Consider the following 20,513-nt stretch of genomic DNA (forward strand, 5'->3'; position numbering starts at 1 on the left):
GGCTCAGCGGGCCCGGGCGGCGGCGAGGATTTCCAGCACCCGGGCATCGCTGACTTGGGAGAAATCCCCGTACCACTCGCCGATTGACGACAAACAGGCCGGAATCTGCAGGCAGACGATTTGATCGACCAGTGGCTGCAGGCGATCCAGCGCTTCCTGCGAGGCGACCGGTACCACCAGCACAATACTCGCCGGCTGCTGACGCCGTACCGCCAGCAGTGCCGCGTGCATCGTGGCGCCGGTGGCCAGCCCATCATCGACCAGCAGCACCTGTTGCCCTTGCAGCCAAAGCGCTGGCTGCTGATCTCGGTACAGCTGCTCGCGGCGCTCCAGCTCCCGCTGTTCACGCGCCAGCACCGCGGCCTGCTGCGCGGGCGTGACGCCCATCGCACGCACCAGCGCCTCGTCGAGCACCTGCACGCCTCCGGCGGCAATCGCGCCCATGGCGTATTCCTCGTGACCGGGCAGGCCGAGCTTGCGCACCACCAGCACATCCAAGGGCAGCTGCAAGCGCCGGGCAATTGCCCAGGCGACCGGTACGCCACCGCGCGGCAGGGCCAGCACCTGCACATTGGCGCGGCCCTGCCAGTCGCTCAACTGCTCGGCCAGAGACGCTCCGGCCGCCTCGCGATCGGCCAGCCGCGTCGCTGAAGAGGCGTGTCGCATGATGATCTCCCTCACTCAGGCCCGCGAGGTGCTCCCGCGGGTCATTGCCTGTGAGCATGTCGCGTAGAGAATGGCGGCGACTTGATCGACATCAAGGGCGGGCTGCGGCCAGGGGCAAGGATGGAGGTGACAGCCCATGGCGGGCTGAGCCGTTATTTTGGCGACCCCGAGGAGACGATCATGGAACACACAAAAGATCACAAACTGCTGCACGGCACGCCCCATGACCCTTATCTGGACAGTCAGCGTCCGGCAGGCGCTGCGCAGTGCCCGCACTGTACGGCGGTCTACCACGGCGGCCACTGGCACTGGCCGGATGCGGACACGGCGGCCGCATTGCCTGCACACACCTGCCCGGCCTGTCGCCGGATCGCTGATGGCGCAGAGGCCGGCCGGCTGGTGCTCAGTGGCGGCTTTGTTAGCGCGCACCGCAGCGAAATCATCAGCCTGCTGCAGCACACCGAAGCCCGCGAGAAAAGTGAACATCCGCTGGAGCGCTTGATCGCGCTGCGTGACGAAGGTGAGACGCTGATCGTGACCACCACCGGTACGCACCTGGCCAATCGCATGGGCCACGCCCTGGAGGCCGCATGGGATGGCACCTGCACCTACCGCTATAACGACAGCGAGGTGTATCTGGACGTCACCTGGCAACGCAACTGATCGCGGCGCTGGCCAGTCTCAGGGATTGCTGGCCAGCTGCCCTGCCGCCAGTACCCGGCGCGCGCCCAGGTAGGCGCGCTGCCAATACTGGCTGTCCAGCCGCTCAAGGCGCACGGTGCCGCCAGCGCGCGGGGCATGCACAAAGCGGCCATCGCCGACGTAGATGCCCGCGTGGCTGACCGCACGCCCACCAGCGGTGGCAAAGAACAGCAGATCCCCGGAGCGCAGCTGGGTACGTGCCACTGGTGGCACCGGCAGCGCATTCATCTCGCGGGTCGTGCGGGGCAACTGCAGGTCAGCGGCATTGCGATACACATAGCCGATCAGCCCACTGCAATCAAAACCACTGTCGGGCGTGTTTCCGCCCCAGCGATAGGGTGTGCCCACCAGACCGATGGCATGCATCAGGACATTTTCGGCGACGCCGGAAGAAGGCAGCGCCCGCACAGCTTGCGGGGCTTGCGGCGGCGCCTTTGAGGCGCAGGCACCCAACAGCAGCAGGCAGGCAATCAGGCAAAGGCGAACGGGCAGGCGCATCAGCTGTGGACTCGGACACAAAATCAGTCGCTACTTTGCCGCGCGGCCTGGCCGACCGCAAGCCCACGCCAGAGCGACAAGACCATCTGGCCCTGCCCAGATGCACAAAGCCCATCACCGCGAACGGGGATGGGCTTTGAGGGTCAGCGGATGCGCGAAGGCTTACTGGCTATCGCCCTCAAGGACACGCTTGGCCAGCAGGTAGCGGCTGTTCCAGTAGCGACTGGCCAGCTTGTCGATGCGCACACCGCCACTGCGTTTGCTGGAGGAGTGGATAAATTCACCGTCGCCAACGTAGATACCGGCGTGATTCACCCGACCACGATCACCGAAGAAGATCAGATCGCCCGGCTGCAGGTCGTGGCGGGCCACTCGCGGGGCCTCGATCTTGATCATTTCGCGGGTCGAGCGCGGCAAACGAATGCCGGCTTCTTCGCGGAACAGGAAGTTGACAAATCCGCTGCAGTCAAAGCCATTCAGGCTGCTACCGCCCGCACGATAGGGGGTACCAATCAGCTTGTGACCGCGCTCGAGCACTGCACTCAGTGCCGGCAGCTCATAGGGCTGCTCATCGAGCCGGAAGGTTGCCTCGTCCTCTTCCTCAAGGGGGGCGTCGTAGATCAGCACGCCCTCTTCAAAGACCGAGCGGGAGTCCTGCAGCGCAGCGGTCGAGGTCGTGGTGGTCGCCTGAGGCAACGTGGAGATGTGCTGTGGACCGCTGCTGGCGCAGGCAGTCAGAAGCAGGGCCAGGGACAGTGGCACGAGGGGTGCTAGGCGTTTAAGCATGGGCACAACCGTGTCGTTGAAAAATGAATGGAGCGCGACTATGCCGCCTATACCCCTCATTTGCAAATTTTATCGACCAAGGTGTGACTTGTTGCCCGTGCCCCAGCGTCGTGCCTCGCCCTGCCCCTCTGAAGACTCAGAGACTCATCACATCAATGAAGCGCGGCGTGGCGCTGTCGTCGATCCGCAGGCTCTTGAAGTCGAACAGGTTACGGTCAGCCAGCTGCGAGGGATGCACGTTCTGCAGGGCGCGGAACATGATTTCAGTGCGCCCCGGCGACTTGCGCTCCCATTCCTGCAACATCTCCTTGACCACCTGGCGCTGCAGGTTTTCCTGGGAGCCGCACAGGTTGCAGGGGATGATCGGGAACTCTTTGAGCCGTGAGTAGTCCTCGATATCGGACTCGCTGCAGTAGGCCAGCGGGCGGATCACCACATTGCGCCCGTCATCGGAGAGCAGCTTGGGCGGCATGGCCTTGAGGGTGCCGCCGTAGAACATGTTGAGGAAGAAGGTTTCGAGGATGTCATCGCGGTGATGGCCAAGCGCCATCTTGGTTGCGCCGATCTCATCGGCATAGGTGTACAGGGTGCCGCGGCGCAGGCGCGAGCACAGCGAGCAGGTGGTCTTGCCCTCGGGAATCTTTTCCTTGACCACCGAGTAGGTATCCTTCTCGATGATGTGGTAATCGACGCCGATGGCCTTGAGGTACTCGGGCAGCACATGCTCGGGGAAGCCTGGCTGCTTCTGATCCATGTTCACCGCCACGATCTCGAACTTGATGGGCGCGACTTTCTGCAGATAAAGCAGCACGTCGAGCATGGTGTAACTGTCCTTGCCACCGGACAGACAGACCATGACCTTGTCGCCATCCTCGATCATGTTGAAGTCGGTGATGGCTTCGCCGGCCAGGCGGCGGATGCGCTTTTGCAGCTTGTTCTGGTTGACCGAGAGGGTGCCCATGAGCGTTGGAGTCCGGGGAGTTGCGAAAGGCGGCGATTTTACGCACAAACACCGGTCGGCCCCAGCCCCTTTCACCGCACCCGCCACACCACTCGCCACCCGACCAGCACATCCGGTTACAAAGCCCACACTCTGCGACAGCTTGTCGCACCCCATGCACTGACTATACTGAAGCCGTGATTCGAGATGCGGCACCGACCACTCTGCATCACCGGCCGACGCCGCGATCGTCACTCACCCACCGCAAAGAGGTGCACGAGATGATCAGTCATGTCTGGGGCCTGCTGGCCCACCCCGAACGGGAATGGCAACAGATTCGTGGCGAGCACGAGAGCATCAGCCACCTGTACCTGCATCATGTGCTGATACTGGCCGCTACTCCGGTGCTGTCTGCTTATATCGGTACGACCCAGGTCGGCTGGTCGATCGGCGGTGGCGAGGCCGTTCGCCTGACCGTGAGTAGCGCCCTGCCGATGGCGGTACTCTCCTACCTAGCCATGCTCAGTGGTGTAGCGGTGATGGGCGCATTCATCCACTGGATGTCACGCACCTACGACGCCAATCCGAGCCTCAGTGACTGCGTGATTTTCGCCGGTTACTGTGCAACACCGCTGCTTTTGGCCGGGCTGGTCGCCCTCTACCCGGACCTGTGGCTGACCCTGCTGGTCGGTACAGCGGCCTTCGGGTATGCCGCCTATCTGCTGTATGTGGGCATACCGGCCTTCATGAACATCCCCAAGGAAGAAGGCTTCATGTTCTCCAGCTCGATCCTCGCCGTTGGCTTGGTCGTACTGGTCGCGATGCTGGCCATCTCCGTACTGCTGTGGGGCTTTGGCATCGGCCCGGTCTACACCAGCTGATCCTTGCAAGGGCACCCGGGGCTGCCGATCGGCAGCCCCTTCACTTCCCCGCGCTGCCGCACCGCACTGGCATAATCCCGGCTCCCACCCAAGGAGTCGATAAATGCCTGATCAACTGCTGGCCCGCGTCGAAGCGTGCTATCAGCAAGCCGAGCGCTTCTTCACCCGATCCTTTGCACGCCCCAGCGTGAGCCTGCGCCTGCGCGGACTCAAGGCCGGAGTCGCCCATCTGCAGGAAAACCATCTGCGCTTCAACGCCCAGCTGTACCGGGAAAATCGCGTGCACTTCTTGCAGCAGACGGTGGCGCATGAGGTCGCCCACCTGATCGCCCACCAGCTGTATGGCGCCAGCATCCGCCCCCACGGCCCGCAATGGCAGGCGATCATGACGCGGGTTTATGGCCTGCCGGCCGAGCGCTGCCACCACTACGCGGTCAAGCGCCCGCAGCGCGTACATTATCTGTACCGCTGCGCGTGTCCGGATGGCCAGTTCCCGTTCACCGCTCGCCGGCATGCTCTGGTGCTCGAGGGACGACGCTACCTGTGCCGCCGCTGCCGCACCGCGCTGACCTTCAGCGGCGAATGCAACAACACCACCGACTGAGGGCCGCAGCAGGATTCGAGTGGCACTCAGGTCAGTGCAATACCCTGCTCATCGAGCGTGATCAGCCCTTGCCGGTACAGCCCACCAATCGCCTTCTTGAAGTTGCCCTTGCTGACCCCGAACAACCGACCGATCTCCTCGGGCGGGCTACGATCGCCCAGTGCCAGTCGGCCACCTGCCTCACGCAGGCGGGCCAGAATCTGCTCGGCCAGCTGATCCCCCGCTTCCCGGCCAATCGGCTGCAGGCTCAGACTGATCTTGCCGTCTGCACGCTGCTCACGGATATAGCCCTTCTCGCGCATGCCAGGGCGCACGAACTTGAACAGCTCATTCTTGTGCAGCAAGCCCCAGTGACGCCCCTCGATGATCACCTTGAAGCCAAGATCGGTGCGCTCCACCAGCAGCAGCTCGACCGGCTGCCCGGCACGGTAGGCAGCGGGGGCGCGATCCAGGTAACGATCAAGACGCGCCGTGGCGGTGATACGCCGGGTGCGCGGGTCAAGGTAGACATGCACCACGCAGTAATCGCCGACCTGCAGCGGCCGACGCTCTTCGGAATGCGGCATAAAGAGATCCTTGGGCAGCCCCCAGTCGAGGAACAGACCCACCGAATTGATCGCTACCACCTTGAGGCTGGCAAACTCGCCGACCTGCACCCGGGGCCGCTGGGTGGTGGCGATGATGCGGTCCTCGCTGTCCAGGTAGACAAACACCTCCAGCCAGTCGCCGACTTCGCAGCGCTGATCGCGCGGAATATAACGACGCGGTAGCAGGATCTCCTCGTCACCACCGTCCAGATAGAGACCGAAATCGGTATGTTTGACGATCTGCAGCCTATTGAAACGTCCGACCTGAGCCATGCCCTGTACCCTGAATAGCGATGAAACGCCATTCTAGCCGACAAGCCTGGCAGCGCGCCCGGTCTGTGCCCCAGAGCAGACGGCACCGTTCGTCCTCGACATTCGTCGAGCTACGCAGAAAGCATTTGCACGTTGCGGCATTACCGCGTAGGGTGAGCGCACTGTGTTGCAGTGTCATCGTAATCGACTGGTTTAGATCTTGATCCAATCCCATCGCGGTTTTCCTGGCTCCTTGCACTCAGTTCCGACCTCGGGCTGTTCCGGCGTCGCAGTCAACTCTGTTCAAGGAGACTCCCATGTCCAATCGTCAAACTGGCACCGTCAAGTGGTTCAACGATGAGAAAGGCTTCGGCTTCATCACTCCGCAAAGCGGTCCGGACGTGTTCGTTCACTTCCGCGCCATCAAATCCGACGGCTTCAAGAGCCTGAAAGAAGGCCAGAACGTGTCCTTCCTGGTTGTTCAAGGCCAGAAAGGTCTGCAGGCCGACGAAGTGCAGGTGATCTAATCACCCGCATGGCGTTGACAGAAACCCCGCTTCGGCGGGGTTTCTGCTTTTCAACGAATCAGAAAATGCTCTCTGCCGCCCTCACCGCTCATTCGGCGCGGGGGACTTCCTGCCCCATGCAGCGCACGGCACGCTTGCGGTTATCCACCAGCACACCGGTCAGGCCCGGCTGGCGGATATCGAACAGTACCAGCACACCATCGATACACTGCGCGGTCTGCTCGGCAGGCTTCAGCGAAACGCGATAGTCCTCGCCCGGTAGCGTCTTGAGCATGGTGTAGTCTGCCAGCAGCAGGGCATCTTCAGGCTTGGCGATGTGCAGATAACCGTAGTAACCCAGTGCCGCGACTGTGGCCAGTACGCTGCCGACACCGGTCAGGATCAGGTGAACGGGATTGCTTTCGCGCATTGATGAACTCCGCAGCAGAAGGTCCGGACCCTCAGAGGATGTTGGCGTAATCCGCCTCGACCCGGTCCAGACTCAGGTGGTTGAGAAAATTGGAGAAACACATCCAGGCCGACAGGGCATTAAGGTCGCTGAACTGCGGCGGCAGATAGCGCGGCGCCACCACCAGCCCCTCATCGACCAGCTGGCGCAAGGTACGCATATCCTCCAGGGTGGTCTTGCCACAGAACAGCAGCGGGATCATCTCAAGACGTCCCTTGCGTACCGCCAGCTGGATATAGTTATAGGTGAGAATAAAGCCCTTGAGGTAGGAGAGGTCCTTGGTAAAGGGCAACCCCTGGGGCGTCGAGCCACGAAACGCCCGGATGCTGTTGGAATAGCTGTCCTCGGCGCTATAGCCCTGATCACGGTAGAAGCCGAACACCTGCAGGAAGTCCGCACCCTCCTCGGCCATATGAATAGCCCGGGTACGGTTGGTCAGCTTGCGCAGGCGGGTCGGATAAGAGGTGAAGGCGATCACCTCCATGAGGATCGCCAGCCCCTCCTGGGTGATGGTCGAGGACGGCGGCCCCTTGGCCAGAAAGGTGCAGATCGGCTGGTTCTTGCCATTCAGGGTGGTGGCCACATGCACCAGCCCCTCGTGCACCTCCAGCGCGCGCAAATCCCGCTCGCTGAAGCGGGCATCAGCGCGAATCTTAATGTAATCGGCGCCAGCCGCCGCATCCGCCAGGATCCCGTCGGACTCAAAGACCCGCACCACCGGCTCATCCGCCTCACCGAACACGCCATTCAGGCGCGCCTGCAGCAACGCCACCGCCTCGCTGGCCGACAGATTGCGCGCCTCTTCACGCAGATCCCCACGCCCAGCGATGTTGTCGAGGAAGGTCGAGAACATCAGGCCAAGATCCGCTAGCGTCGGGTCACCGGCATGGAAGGCGTCCGAGGCCGAGCCGTACAACTCCTGGGAGATCAAGCCGAAATCCGCCGTCCCGCGCGCTTCCAGCATACGGATCACCATGCGGTATTCCCGGCACATGCGCCGCATGATCTGCCCGACCGGACTGAATTGCCCCAGCTGACGGGTGATGTCACGCTCGATCTGCTGGAAGCGCTGCTTGCGCTCGTCGGCATCAAAGGACAGGGGCCGGCGCTGATAATACTCGCGGCCCACCTCCGGCAAGGCCCGACCACCTGCGGCGAGAAAGCGCAGACGCACCCCCTCATCCCACTTGATGGCATCCAGCACGCGGATGGGCGTCTGTGCCTCGACCAGGCGGTCGGACAGCGCACGGATGGTCTGCTGATACTGGCGATCCGCCTTGCGGCTCATGGACGCGGCTCCTGCGGCATGGGTCGGTTGCGCAGCGACGAGCCAGGCCCGCCGCTGCGCTGGCAGTGTGACGCTTACTGCTCCGGACGCATGTGCGGGAACAGGATCACGTCACGGATCGACGGCGAGTTGGTCAGCAGCATCACCAGACGGTCGATGCCGATGCCCTCACCGGCGGTCGGCGGCATGCCGTATTCCAGGGCGCGGACGAAGTCGGCATCAAAGTGCATCGCCTCATCGTCACCGGCATCCTTCTCCGCCACCTGGGCGTGGAAGCGCTCGGTCTGATCTTCCGCGTCATTCAGCTCGGAGTAGGCATTGGCAATCTCGCGCCCGCCAATGAACAGCTCGAAGCGGTCGGTGACATTCGGGTTGTGATCGTTGCGGCGGGCCAGCGGCGATACCTCGAAGGGGTACTCGGTGATGAAGTGCGGCTGCTCCAGCTGGTGCTCGACCAGCTCCTCGAAAATCATCACCTGCAGCTTGCCCAGCCCTTCGTGACCAAGCACCTTGGCACCGGCTTTCTTGGCAATCGCACGCGCCTTTTCGACGTCATTGAGGTCGTCGGCGGTGACGTCCGTGTATTTGAGGATCGAGTCATACACCGACAGACGCACGAACGGCTCACCGAAGTGGAACACCTTGTCGCCGTAGGGCACATCGGTGCTGCCGAGCACTGCCTGGGCCAGCTCGCGGAACAGCTCCTCGGTGAGGTCCATGTTGTCTTCGTAATCGGCGTAGGCCTGGTAGAACTCCAGCATGGTGAACTCGGGGTTGTGCCGGGTCGACACGCCCTCGTTGCGGAAGTTGCGGTTGATCTCGAAGACCTTCTCGAAGCCGCCGACCACCAGGCGCTTGAGGTACAGCTCCGGCGCAATACGCAGGAACATCGGCATGTCCAGCGCGTTGTGGTGGGTCTCGAACGGCTTGGCCGCCGCGCCGCCGGGGATGGTCTGCAGCATCGGAGTTTCCACTTCAAGGAAGCCGCGCTGGTTGAGGAACTGGCGGATATGGGCGATCACCTGCGAGCGCACGCGGAAGGTGTGACGCACCTCCTCGTTCATGATCAGGTCAACGTAGCGCTGGCGGTAGCGGGTCTCGGTGTCGGTCAGGCCGTGGAACTTGTCCGGCAGCGGGCGCAGCGACTTGGTCAGCAGGCGGGTTTCCTGCATGTCCACATACAGGTCGCCCTTGCCGGAGCGCGCCAGCACGCCGGTGGTGGCGATGATGTCGCCCATGTCCCAATGTTTGATCGCTTCCAGCGTCTCGGCCGGCAGGGTCTTGCGGTTGACATACAGCTGGATCCGCCCGCTGCAATCTTGAATCACGATGAACGCACCGCGGTTGAGCATGATGCGCCCGGCCACGCTGACCTTGATCTGCTGGCCTTCGAGTGCTTCCTTGCTGGCCTCGGCGTACTGCTGCTGCAGGTCACCGCACAGGGCGTCGCGGCGAAAATCATTGGGGAAGGCAATCGCCTCGCGCTCGCGCACGGCAGCCAGTTTTTCCTTGCGCAGGGCGATCAGCTTGTTTTCTTCCTCGCGCAGGGCATGCTCGTTCAGCGGTTGTTCGCTCATGATCGTTGGGTTTCCATCACTGATTCGTGGCCGCGCCGGGCGCGGATAGCAAGGGGCACCCGCCCGCAGGCGGACGGGTGGCAGGGACTCAGAGTCCCTGCTTGAGGCTGGCTTCGAGGTACTCGTCCAGGTCACCGTCCAGCACGCGGTCGCAGTCACTGCGCTCAACGCCGGTGCGCAGATCCTTGATCCGCGACTGATCCAGCACGTAGGAGCGGATCTGGTGGCCCCAGCCGATGTCCGACTTGGTCTCCTCCAGCGCCTGCGAGGCCTCGCGGCGCTTCTGCACCTCCAGCTCGTACAGCTTGGCGCGCAGCATCTTCATCGCGGTGTCGCGGTTGGCGTGCTGGGAGCGCTGGTTCTGGCAGCTGACCACCGTGTTGGTCGGCACGTGAGTGATCCGCACCGCCGAGTCGGTAGTGTTGACGTGCTGACCACCGGCACCCGAGGAGCGGTAGGTATCAACACGCAGGTCGGCCGGATTGATCTCGATCTCGATGTTGTCGTCGATTTCCGGCGAGGCGAACACCGCGCAGAACGAGGTATGGCGACGGTTGCCGGAGTCGAACGGGCTCTTGCGCACCAGGCGGTGTACACCAATCTCGGTACGCAGCCAGCCAAAGGCATACTCGCCGCGCACATGCACGGTCGCGCTCTTGATCCCGGCGACCTCGCCCTCGGAGAGTTCGACAATCTCGGCATCAAAGCCGTGCTTGTCGGCCCAGCGCAGGTACATGCGCAGCAGGATATTGGCCCAGTCCTGCGCCTCGGTGCCGCCGGAGCCGGCCTGGATATCCAGGTAGCAGTTGCTGGCATCCATGTCACCGCTGAACATGCGGCGGAACTCGAGCTTCTCGAGACTCTCACGCAGGCGGGCGACTTCAGCCTCGACATCGGCCACCGCGCCTTCGTCGCTTTCCTCGACCGCCATATCCAGCAGGTCGCCGCAGTCGGCCAGCCCACCGGTCAGCTCATCGAGGGTCTCGACAATCTGCGCCAGGGTCGAACGCTCACGCCCGAGGTTCTGCGCGTACTCCGGATTGTTCCAGACGTTCGGATCTTCCAGCTCACGGTTGACTTCGATCAGACGATCCGCTTTCAGATCGTAGTCAAAGATACCCCCTGATGGCCTGGGTACGTTCGGTCAGGTCCTTGATGGCGTTGAGGATCGGATTGATTTCCATGGCAGGCGTCACTCGCGGAAGGACTGGAGAAAAGCCGTCGATTATACGCCGCTCGCGCTGCGCTGGCAGCAGGTTACGCATGGCAGACGCCTGCGCATCCGACTCACCCAAGAGCGCAGCACCGCGGCGCAGGCGCGCGGTGCGTACCCTTGGCGGCCGCTCACTCAGCCGCCCAGCTCAGCCAGCCGGGCGATAAAGCCTGCCTCATCGAGCACGGCAATCCCCAGCTCATTCGCCCGCGCCAGCTTGGAGCCGGCACCGGGGCCGGCGACCACGCAGTGGGTCTTGGCCGACACCGAACCCGCTACCTTGGCGCCCAGCGCTTCCAGCTTTGCCTTGCCCTCATCGCGGCTCATGCTCTCCAGGGTCCCGGTGAGCACCCAGGTCTGCCCGGCCAGCGGCAGACCCGCCACTGCGCGCCGCTCGCTCTGCCAGTGCATGCCAAAGTCACGCAACTGCGCCTCGATGGCCCGCGCGCGCGCCGTGTTGGCGGGCACAGCAAAGAAGCCGCGCAACCCCTCGCGGGCCTTTTCCGTCAGACCCTTGATCGCCTTGAGGCTCAGCCAGTCCTGACTGAGCGCGATCAGCGCTTCCAGATCCTCACCCGCCGCGGCGGCCAGGCGCTTCGCGCCGGTGGCCGCTACGCCGGGAATCTCCAGCCGAGCGAGCAACTCAGCCAGGCGGGCACAGGCCGCAAACTCGGCCTGCAGTTCGCCCTCCTCCTGCAGCAGCACGCCGCGCGCCAGCAGCTGAGTGATGACGGTGCGGTTGTGGGCATCGGCAAAGAAGCTGTGAATCTCATGGGCCACCTCAAGACCGATGTCCGGCAGCCAGGCCAGCACCTCGGGCAGCGCCACGTCAAGACGCGCCAGCGAACCGAGCGCCCGGGCCAGGCGCTTGGCGGTTTCCTCACCGACATCGGGAATGCCCAGCGCGTAAATGAAGCGCGCCAGCGTCGGCCGCTTGCTGGCCTCGATCGCCGCCAGCAGGTTGCGACTCGACAGCTCGGCAAAGCCCTCCAGCGCCAGCACCTGCTCGAAAGACAGGGTGTAGAGATCAGCCGGCGACTGCACCAGCTCCGCCTCCACCAGCTGCTCGACGATCCGCTCCCCCAGGCCGTCGATATCCATGGCCCGCCGCGATACAAAGTGGATGATCGCCTGCTTGAGCTGCGCCTGACAGCGCAGGCGGCCGACGCAGCGATAGATCGCTCCCTCGCTGACCTGCGCGCGCCCCTTGCTGCGCTTGAGCAACTGGGTGCGCTCCACGGCCGAGCCGCACACCGGGCACTGCTCCGGAATATGCACCGCCCGCGCATCCGCCGGACGACGCTCCCGCACCACCTGCACCACCTGGGGAATCACGTCACCGGCGCGGCGAATGATCACCGTGTCGCCAATCATCAACCCAAGGCGCAGCACCTCGTCCATGTTGTGCAGAGTGGCGTTCGATACCGTGACCCCCGCCACCTGCACGGGCTTCAAGCGCGCCACCGGGGTCACCGCGCCGGTGCGGCCCACCTGAAACTCCACGTCCAGCAGTTCGGTCAGCTCTTCGCGGGCCGGGAATTTGTGGGCGATGGCCCAGCGCGGCTCGCGCGCCCGAAAGCCCAGTTCGCGCTGCCAGTCGAGACGCTCGACCTTGAACACCACCCCGTCGATCTCATAGGGCAGCGCATCGCGCTGCTCCCCGATGCGCCGGTAGTAGGCCAGCGCCGCCTCGATGCCCTGCACCTGCTGAAGCTCGGCACTGATCGGCACCCCCCAGCCTTTCAGCGCCGCGAGGATACCGCTCTGGGTATCCGGCAGGCTGCCCTCCACCTGACCAATTCCATACGCACAAAAGCTCAGCGGACGGCTGGCCGTAATCTTTGGATCAAGCTGACGCAGGCTACCAGCCGCAGCATTGCGCGGATTGGCGAAGGTCTTGCCGCCGCTTTCCAGCGCCCGTGCATTGAGGGCATCAAAGCCCGCACGGCTCATATAGACCTCGCCACGCACCTCCAGCACGCGCGGCCAGCCACTGTCCAGCAGGCGCAGCGGGATGTTGCGCACGGTCCGCACGTTGGCGGTGATGTCTTCACCGGTGCTGCCGTCGCCACGGGTCGCGCCGCGCACCAGCACGCCATCTTCGTAACGCAAGCTGACCGCCAGGCCATCGAGCTTGGGCTCACAGACATAGGCCACCTCCGCACCCGCGCCAAACAGATCGCCCGCCGGCAGCTGCTCACCCAGTCCTTCGCGCACCCGACGGTCAAAGTCACGCAGCTCGTCCTCGGCAAAGGCGTTGCCCAGACTCAGCATCGGCACCTCATGACGCACCTGACCAAACTCGGCAAGCGCCTGCCCACCCACCCGCTGCGTGGGCGAATCCGCCGTGATCAGCTCGGGATGCTCGGCTTCCAGCGCCTTGAGTGCGCTGAACAGCCGATCGTACTCGGCATCCGGAATACTCGGCTGATCGAGCACGTAATAGCGATGGTTATGCTGGTCGAGTTCGGCTCGCAGGGCGGCGATGCGCTGGGCGGCAGTGGTCATGGGCAGGCCTCCGTAGAAAAGAACACAGCCCTGCATGGGCAGGGCTGTCTGGTCAGGCGGTCGCGGGGAGCAGAGGACTCAGCGCCGGTTCATCCGCGCTCGTCGCTCATAATCGGCGATGCGCTGGCGGTAGTGCTCGATGGTCTGGCCGGTCAGCACGCTGCGCTGCTCATCCTTGAGGTCGCCCTGCAGACCCTCGGCTAGCCGGCGGGCTGCCTCCAGCATCATGTTGAAGGCTTCCTTGGGATGACGCGGCCCCGGCAGGGTGAGGTAGAAGGTCACGGCACGGGTACTGAAGGTTTCCAGATTGTCCATGTCGAAGGTGCCGGGTTTCAGCGCATTGACCATCGAGAACAGCGGCGTGGTACCACCCAAGCTCTCATAGCGATGGAAAACATCACGCTCACCCAGCGGATCACCGGCACGCAGGCCACTGGCAACGATGTTATCCAGCAGCTGCGGCCCCTTGAAGCCTGTGCTGTCGCGGGAGACCACCGTGATCACCAGCACATCGTCCGGGACCGGAGCTGGTGCTGCCTCACTGCGTGGGGTGCGCTCCTGACACCGCTCGGCCGCTGCAGGCGCATCGCTGCGCAAAGCACTGCTACGACTGGGCAAATCACTGCCAAGCGGTTGCGGACGCCCCTCTTCTGTCCGTGCGCGCTCGAGCTCGGGAGCGGACACATCGGCAGCGGGACGCAGCGGCAGCATCGGCGCGGTGGGCGCCTGGGGTGCCGGCTCGGTCACCGGGCGGGCCGAGACCGGCGCAGGAGAGGCCACCGCAGCCTCGGCCGGTGGCACAGCCAGCGCAGGCTCTGGCGGGCGAGCCGCGCCGCTGAGCGGCGCGGCAGCGCTCGGTGCGTCATCCTCGAGCGCCGGCTCAGCCGGCACCAGCGGCTCGCGGCGCACCGGCGCTTCACGGCGAGGGGCTGGCTCGATCCGTGGCTCATGCTTTTCTGCAGCTTTTTCGCGGCCACGCTCAACCACGCGAGACGGGCCCAGCAGCTCAGGCTCGGCGCTGCTCTCCGAGAGCTTCGTGGCCGAGCGGTCAACCCGCAGCGTGAGCCGATTGCGACTGCCGCGCATGCGGCGCCATCCATCGATAAGGATGCCGCAGATCACGATGATACCGGCGACAATCAGCCATTCGCGCAAACCGAAGTCCATGAAAGACACTTTCCCCCAACTCAGCAATGGGTTGAAACGCGGGCAGCCCCGACTCATTGGTCAAGGGTTATATACCCGGATGCTTCTTTTGCGGCATAAATTAACACGCCGTCACAAATCTATATACGGCCGGCCCTGCATGGTCGTTACGTCAGCTTTCCGCCAATGCCACGGCGGCCTCGACGTCCACCGCCACCAGCCGTGAACAGCCCGGCTCATGCATGGTGACCCCCATCAACTGATCGGCCATCTCCATGGCGATCTTGTTGTGGGTGATATAGATGAACTGCACGGTCTGCGACATCTCCTTGACCAGCCGCGCATAGCGGCCGACGTTGGCATCGTCGAGTGGAGCGTCCACTTCATCGAGCATACAGAAGGGAGCCGGGTTGAGCTGGAAGATCGCAAACACCAGCGCGATCGCGGTCAGCGCCTTTTCGCCACCGGAGAGTAGGTGGATGGTGCTGTTCTTCTTGCCCGGCGGGCGCGCCATGATCGCCACCCCGGTATCCAGAAGATCCTCACCGGTCAGCTCCAGCCAGGCCTGGCCACCGCCGAACACTTTGGGGAACAGCGTACGCAGCCCCTCGTCGATCCGCTCGAAGGTGTCCTTGAAGCGGCTGCGGGTTTCCCGGTCGATCTTGCGGATCACGTTTTCCAGCGTCTCCAGCGCCTCGACCAGATCCTCATTCTGCGCATCCAGATAACGCTTGCGCTCGGACTGCTGCTGATACTCCTCGATGGCCGCCAGGTTGATCGGCCCGAGGCGCTGGATGCGCGTGGCCAGCTGCTCCAGACGCTGCGCCCATTCTGCCTCGTGCGCCTCCTCCGCCAGCCCGGCTAGCAGCTCGGCGAGCTCAGCGCCTTCCTCCTGCAACTGATCCTCCAGCGCCGTGCGCCGGACGCTCAGGCCCTGCCAGTCCAGCCGCTGGGCCTCGAGCTGCCCACGCAGCAGCTGGGCCTGTTGTTCGGCACTGCTGCGGCGCTTCTCGGCATCACGCAGTTCGCGGTCCGCGTCATCAAGGGCCAGACGCGCCAGACGCATCTCCTCATCCACGGCCAGACGCCGCTCCAGCAGCTCCTCAAGGCGCAGCCGCAGCTCCTGTAGCGGCTCATCGCCCTCCTCCAGGTTGAGGCTGAGCTGCTCGCAGCGCTCTACCAGCCGCGCTTCCTGCAGCGCCAGCCGCTCCAGCGCCTGGCGGGTCGAGGCGTGCTGGGCCTGTACCGCACCAAGGCGCACCGCGCGCTGCTGCGCCTGCTCTTGAGCGTGACGCACCTCGGCCCGCCGGTGTTCCAGCTGCTCGCGCAGTCCCTCACGGCGCGCCAAGAGTCCCTCACGTCGCTCGCTGTCACTGGCCATCGCCTCCAGCGCTTCCTGCAGCGTCAGGCGGGCTTCGCCCAGCAGCTCACGCTCGAGCGCATGCTGCTCGCTCAGCTCGGCCAGCTCCTGCGCGAGTCGCTGGCGACGCAGCGCCTGCTGTTCATGACGGGCCTGCAGGGCGGAAAGCCGGGCGCGCTGCTCCCCCTGCAAACGGGAGACGTCCTGAATCTCGCGGCGCAGCTGGTCACGCTGCTGCTCGGCGTGACGCTGGCGCTCCTGCAAGGCGGCCAGCTGCTGCTCGCTCGCGGCCAGCTGCGCCTGCAGGGCCTCACGCTCATCCTGCAGACGGGCCAGCTCCTCGGCACGCGCCAGCACGCCATCATTGGCCTCACGGCCACGGCGCACCCGCAAAAAATGCCGGCCTACCCAGTACCCGTCACGACTGACCAGACTCTCGCCCCCGGCCAGCTCCACGCGCCGCGCCAGCGCTTCATCAAGCGACTCGACCGTGCGTACCCGGCCCAGCCAGGCCGACAGATCCCGCGGTGCCTGCACCTTGTCCAGCAGACTGCCCGGCACGACGGCGCTGCCCGCAGCAGAGCCCAAACGCAGCTCACCCTGGGCGAAGGTGGCCAGATCCTGCGCGGCAAAATCCTCCAGCCATACCGCCTGCAGATCGCTGCCCAGCACGGTTTCCAGCGCCAGCTCCCAGCCAGGCTCCACCCGCAGCCCCTCGGCCAGCCGGGGGCGTTCCAGCAGCCCCTGCGCCCCCAGCCAGTCGGCCACCCCGCTGCCGGGGTCAAGTGCTGCCTGCTGCAGCGCGTGCAGCGAGGCGGCGCGACCATCGAGGCGCTGCAGCTCGCCCTGGATCTGCTGCTGCGCCCGGCTCGCCTGCTGCAGCGCTTCACGCAGCTGCTGCAGATCCTCGATCTGCTGCTCGGCCTCCTGCAGGGCTTCCAGCTGCACCCCCGTCTCGGCCAGCAGCTCGCGCAGCTCATCCATCTGCAGGGCGGCCGGATCATCGCTGAGCTGGCGCTGCTCATCCTCCAGCCGGCGCTGCCGCTCCAACAGCCGCTCCAGCGCCTGCTCAAGCTGCTGGATGCGCGCCTGCTGCACCTCAGCCTCGCGGCGCGGCGCGGCGCTGTGCTGATTGAACGCCTCCCACTGTTCCTGCCAGGCCTGCATCGTTGCCTCGGCCTCCTCAAGCGCGGCATGGCCCTCCTCGGCCGCGGCCTGGGCCAGCGCCTGCTCCGGCTCGAGCAGCGCCAGCTCCTCATCCAATTGAGCCAGCAGTTCATGGTCGTGACGAAGGTCTGCTCCGGTGGCTTGACGGGCCTGTTCGGCCTCGCGCAGATCCTCCTGCCACTGGCGCAGACGCTGCTGGCCATGCTGGATGGCCTGCTCTAGGCGGGCGATATCGCCGCCGACGCCATAAAAGCGCGCCTGCACCTGATGGAACGCCTCAGCGCGCTCATGATGACCGTCGCGCAGCCGCTCGATGTGCGCATCGGCACTGCGCTGCTCGGCCACCAGCGCTTCCAGCGCGACCTCCTGATCGCCGATCACCGCCTGACGCGCCAGCACCTGGGCATCCAGCACCCGCCAGCGCAGAGCCGTCAGCTCGACACGCAGCTGACGCTCCTCGGCGCGGTATTCACGGTATTTTTCCGCCGCCTGCGCCTGACGCTGCAGGCGCTCGAGCTGGCGCTCCAGCTCCTGACGCAGATCGGTGAGCCGCGCCAGATTCTCCTGGGTGCGGCGGATGCGGTTCTCGGTCTCGCGGCGGCGCTCCTTGTACTTGGAGATACCCGCCGCTTCCTCAATGAAATGCCGCAACTCCTCCGGCTTGGCCTCGATTAGCCGGGAAATCATCCCCTGTTCGATGATCGAGTAGCTGCGCGGACCGAGCCCGGTACCAAGAAAGATGTCGGTGATGTCGCGGCGCCGGCACTTGGTGCCGTTGAGAAAATAGGTGTTCTGCCCATCACGGGTGACCCGGCGGCGGATGGAAATCTCGCTCCAGGCGGCGTATTCACCGCCCAGGCTGGCGTCGCTGTTATCGAACACCAGCTCGATGGAAGCCTGACCGACCGGCTTACGGCTGCTTGAGCCGTTGAAGATCACATCGGTCATCGACTCGCCACGCAGGTTCTTCGCCGAACTCTCGCCCATCACCCAGCGCACCGCATCGATGATGTTGGATTTGCCGCAGCCGTTCGGGCCGACCACCGCCGCCATGTTGCTCGGAAAGCTCACCGTGGTCGGATCGACGAACGACTTAAAGCCGGCCAGACGGATGCATTTCAGGCGCACGCAAACTCCCTAGCCGCAGGGCAGCAACAAGGCGACAGGGACAGCGCAGCGGCAGAAACGGAGGGCGAAAGCATCGGGCCAGAGGGGTCGAATCGGCGGGCGTTGCAGTCTAGCACAGCGCCCGAGGCGCCAAGTGCCTGCGCGCAGGCCGGCCGATTTAGACTGTCATCGACGCTGCCTAGACTGTGTCGCTGCCCGTGATTTCAGGAGCCTGCCCGCATGTCAACGCCCTCCTCTTCGGCCACCCGTGCGTGGCCGGTCTTTCTGATTTTCCTGCGTCTTGGACTCACTTCCTTTGGCGGCCCGGTGGCGCATCTGGGCTATTTTCGCGAGGAATTTGTCCAGCGCCGCCGCTGGTTCAATGAGCGCAGCTATGCCGATCTGCTCGCCCTCTGCCAGTTTCTGCCGGGTCCGGCCAGCAGTCAGGTGGGGATGGCCATTGGGCTGTCGCGGGCCGGGCAGGCCGGGGCGCTGGCGGCTTGGCTCGGCTTCACCCTGCCTTCGGCGCTGCTGCTGATCGCCTTTGCCGAGGGGCTGGCGCTGTGGGGCGACCTGCTGCCCGCCGGGCTGGTGCAGGGCCTCAAGGTGGTCGCGGTGGCCGTGGTGGCGCAGGCGGTCTGGGGCATGGGGCGCAGCCTGTGCCCGGATGCACCGCGCCTGTCGCTGATGGCGATGGCCTGCTGCGCGGCGCTGTTCTGGCCGCATGCCGGCGGGCAGATCGCCATTATCCTCGCCGCCGCACTTGTCGGCCTACTGCTGCCGCGCAGCGATCGGGACGGCTTCCATGAGCCGCTGCCGATCCGTCTGGGCCGGCGCAATGCGCTGTTCAATTTGCTGCTGTTTTTCGCCCTGTTGCTCGGTCTGCCGTTGCTGGCCGCGAGTAGTGACAGCGCGGCATTGCAGCTCGCCGACACCTTCTACCGCGCCGGTTCGCTGGTGTTTGGCGGCGGGCATGTGGTGCTGCCGCTGCTGCAGGCCGAGGTGGTGCCCAGTGGACAGGTAGCGGCTGAAACCTTCCTCGCCGGCTACGGCGCCGCACAGGCGGTGCCCGGCCCGCTGTTCACCTTTGCCGCTTTCCTTGGCGCGGTGCTCGAGGGTGAGGTCGGTGGCTGGCGCGGCGCGCTGCTGTGTCTGGTGGCGATCTTTCTGCCGGGCTTTTTGCTGGTCAACGCCGCGCTGCCGTTCTGGGAAGGGCTGCGCCGCCATGCCCGGATGCAGGCGGCGCTGTCCGGGATCAACGCGGCGGTGGTCGGCCTGCTGCTGGCCGCCCTCTATCAGCCGGTCTGGACCGGCAGCATCCGGGAGGCCCACGATTTTGCGCTGTGTCTCGCGGCGTTCATGGCGCTGACGGTATGGAAGCTGCCGGCCTGGCTGGTGGTGGGCCTCACGGCGCTGGGCGGTGTGCTGCTCGGCTGAGTCCGCACGCCGGATGGGCGGCATCACGGACTGCCGCCCGGCTCGCCCCGCCGAGCGTTATGGACTGTTCAGTCGCGGCGCCACTCCCCGCGACGCTCCTCGCGGCCTTCGTGATGCGGCATCTCATCGCGCTGGCGCCGCTCACGGTAGGCCTCGCGGCGAGCCTCCCGAGCTTCACGGCGGGCCTCCCGGTCCGTGTGTTGTGCACGCCAGCGTTCGGACTCCTGATGCTGCACCTGACGCAGCTGGCGCTGACGCTCCTCCAGACGCTGGCGCTCGCGCTGCATCTCAAGGCGCTGCTGGTGAACCTGTCGGCGCTGATGCTCCAACTGACGCCGTTCGGCATCCTGCTGTTGACGCTGCCATTCCCGCTCACGATGCAGACGCTGGCGCTCATGCTGCAGGCCGTGCAGCGAGCGGCGCTCGGCTTCGCGGTACTGGCCATGCCGGTGGCGCAGCGGCGCGGGCAGGTGCCGGGCATCGAGACTGCGCCACGGTCCCTGCATCCGCGGTGCCTGCCCCCAGCGGCCGTTGCTCCAGCGCAGGAACAGGCCATCGTCGCGGTAATAAAGGCTTGGCTCGCGGGCACTGGTATACAGACGCAGATCCGGCTGCCAGATCCAGCGCCCGCTCGGCGGCGGCGGATAGTAGCCGGCGTAGCTGCGGCGCAGCTCGCTCGAATAGACACCGTCATCACCGTAATGCATGCGGTAATCGGCGGCCGGCACAGTGCACGCGGTCAGCGGCAGGACCAGCGCCAGCAGGCAGGAAAGGGCTAGGGGCTTCACGAATCCGGCTCCATGGCAGGTTGCCCTGCCT

Annotated in this window: 19 protein-coding genes; 5 read left to right on the forward strand and 14 right to left on the reverse strand. The window is 65.0% G+C overall.

The genetic code is table 11. The features are described 5' to 3' along the window. Nucleotides 1–3: 3 nt before the first annotated feature. Nucleotides 4–666 (reverse strand): phosphoribosyltransferase, encoded by a 663-nt coding sequence (locus tag MXC11_RS02980; protein ID WP_250005063.1) that lies wholly within the window; start codon nt 664–666, stop codon nt 4–6. Between the two features lie 180 nt (nt 667–846). Between MXC11_RS02980 and MXC11_RS02985 the strand changes: the two genes are divergently transcribed. Then, nucleotides 847–1,329, forward strand: a complete 483-nt coding sequence (locus MXC11_RS02985; protein ID WP_250005065.1) for a BCAM0308 family protein — start codon at nt 847–849, stop codon at nt 1,327–1,329. Between the two features lie 18 nt (nt 1,330–1,347). Here MXC11_RS02985 and MXC11_RS02990 read toward each other — a convergent pair whose 3' ends face one another. The 3 genes from MXC11_RS02990 to ttcA form a co-directional block, all read right to left on the reverse strand. Then, a complete protein-coding gene (locus MXC11_RS02990) occupies nt 1,348–1,866 on the reverse strand; it encodes a C40 family peptidase (protein WP_250005068.1) in 519 nt (172 codons plus the stop codon). A gap of 162 nt (nt 1,867–2,028) precedes the next feature. Next, the gene (locus tag MXC11_RS02995) at nt 2,029–2,658 is read right to left on the reverse strand and encodes a C40 family peptidase (RefSeq protein ID WP_250005071.1); all 630 of its coding nucleotides are present in this window, start codon (nt 2,656–2,658) and stop codon (nt 2,029–2,031) included. A gap of 130 nt (nt 2,659–2,788) precedes the next feature. Next, the gene (gene ttcA / locus MXC11_RS03000) at nt 2,789–3,613 is read right to left on the reverse strand and encodes a tRNA 2-thiocytidine(32) synthetase TtcA (RefSeq protein WP_250005074.1); all 825 of its coding nucleotides are present in this window, start codon (nt 3,611–3,613) and stop codon (nt 2,789–2,791) included. A gap of 260 nt (nt 3,614–3,873) precedes the next feature. Here ttcA and MXC11_RS03005 point away from each other — a divergent pair, with 260 nt between their 5' ends. Further along, nucleotides 3,874–4,473, forward strand: coding sequence for a Yip1 family protein (locus MXC11_RS03005; protein WP_250005077.1), 600 nt, complete (start codon nt 3,874–3,876; stop codon nt 4,471–4,473). A 103-nt stretch (nt 4,474–4,576) separates the two neighbouring features. Continuing rightward, nucleotides 4,577–5,077 carry a SprT family zinc-dependent metalloprotease gene (locus tag MXC11_RS03010; RefSeq protein WP_250005080.1) on the forward strand — a complete coding sequence of 167 codons (501 nt, stop codon included), beginning with the start codon at nt 4,577–4,579 and terminating at the stop codon, nt 5,075–5,077. A gap of 26 nt (nt 5,078–5,103) precedes the next feature. Here MXC11_RS03010 and MXC11_RS03015 read toward each other — a convergent pair whose 3' ends face one another. After that, a complete protein-coding gene (locus tag MXC11_RS03015; protein ID WP_250005084.1) occupies nt 5,104–5,937 on the reverse strand; it encodes a CvfB family protein in 834 nt (277 codons plus the stop codon). A 296-nt stretch (nt 5,938–6,233) separates the two neighbouring features. On the opposite strand from MXC11_RS03015, the gene MXC11_RS03020 reads away from it, so the two are divergent. Then, nucleotides 6,234–6,443 carry a cold-shock protein gene (locus MXC11_RS03020; protein ID WP_250005087.1) on the forward strand — a complete coding sequence of 70 codons (210 nt, stop codon included), beginning with the start codon at nt 6,234–6,236 and terminating at the stop codon, nt 6,441–6,443. A gap of 88 nt (nt 6,444–6,531) precedes the next feature. Here MXC11_RS03020 and MXC11_RS03025 read toward each other — a convergent pair whose 3' ends face one another. From MXC11_RS03025 to smc, 8 genes are all read right to left on the reverse strand, one after another. After that, nucleotides 6,532–6,852, reverse strand: coding sequence for a hypothetical protein (locus MXC11_RS03025; RefSeq protein WP_250005090.1), 321 nt, complete (start codon nt 6,850–6,852; stop codon nt 6,532–6,534). Between the two features lie 31 nt (nt 6,853–6,883). Beyond that, nucleotides 6,884–8,179, reverse strand: coding sequence for a flavohemoglobin expression-modulating QEGLA motif protein (locus MXC11_RS03030; protein ID WP_250005093.1), 1,296 nt, complete (start codon nt 8,177–8,179; stop codon nt 6,884–6,886). Nucleotides 8,180–8,253: 74 nt separating this feature from the next. After that, the gene (lysS, locus tag MXC11_RS03035; protein WP_250005096.1) at nt 8,254–9,756 is read right to left on the reverse strand and encodes a lysine--tRNA ligase; all 1,503 of its coding nucleotides are present in this window, start codon (nt 9,754–9,756) and stop codon (nt 8,254–8,256) included. Between the two features lie 88 nt (nt 9,757–9,844). Beyond that, nucleotides 9,845–10,940 (reverse strand): peptide chain release factor 2 gene (gene prfB / locus MXC11_RS03040; RefSeq protein ID WP_250005260.1). Its coding sequence is split into 2 segments (ribosomal slippage): nt 9,845–10,867 and nt 10,869–10,940, totalling 1,095 coding nucleotides; the frame shifts between segments, so codons are not numbered across the junction. Next, nucleotides 10,866–11,021, reverse strand: a complete 156-nt coding sequence (locus MXC11_RS03045; protein WP_250005267.1) for a hypothetical protein — start codon at nt 11,019–11,021, stop codon at nt 10,866–10,868. Before MXC11_RS03045 ends, prfB begins: the two co-directional genes overlap by 75 nt. An 83-nt stretch (nt 11,022–11,104) precedes the next feature. Beyond that, nucleotides 11,105–13,477, reverse strand: coding sequence for an NAD-dependent DNA ligase LigA (ligA, locus tag MXC11_RS03050; RefSeq protein WP_250005099.1), 2,373 nt, complete (start codon nt 13,475–13,477; stop codon nt 11,105–11,107). Between the two features lie 78 nt (nt 13,478–13,555). Continuing rightward, nucleotides 13,556–14,644 (reverse strand): cell division protein ZipA, encoded by a 1,089-nt coding sequence (zipA, locus tag MXC11_RS03055; RefSeq protein WP_250005102.1) that lies wholly within the window; start codon nt 14,642–14,644, stop codon nt 13,556–13,558. Between the two features lie 151 nt (nt 14,645–14,795). Next, on the reverse strand, nt 14,796–18,278 hold the full coding sequence (gene smc, locus MXC11_RS03060) for a chromosome segregation protein SMC (protein ID WP_250005105.1): 3,483 nt from the start codon (nt 18,276–18,278) through the stop codon (nt 14,796–14,798). 219 nt (nt 18,279–18,497) lie between these two features. Between smc and chrA the strand changes: the two genes are divergently transcribed. Then, nucleotides 18,498–19,694: a chromate efflux transporter gene (gene chrA / locus MXC11_RS03065; protein ID WP_250005107.1), complete on the forward strand. Its 1,197-nt coding sequence runs from the start codon at nt 18,498–18,500 to the stop codon at nt 19,692–19,694. 68 nt (nt 19,695–19,762) lie between these two features. On the opposite strand, the gene MXC11_RS03070 is transcribed toward chrA, so the two are convergent. Then, nucleotides 19,763–20,482 carry a hypothetical protein gene (locus MXC11_RS03070; RefSeq protein WP_250005110.1) on the reverse strand — a complete coding sequence of 240 codons (720 nt, stop codon included), beginning with the start codon at nt 20,480–20,482 and terminating at the stop codon, nt 19,763–19,765. Nucleotides 20,483–20,513: the final 31 nt, after the last annotated feature.

This window comes from Pseudomonas eutrophicaquae (genome assembly GCF_023544715.1).
Lineage (GTDB): Bacteria > Pseudomonadota > Gammaproteobacteria > Pseudomonadales > Pseudomonadaceae > Geopseudomonas.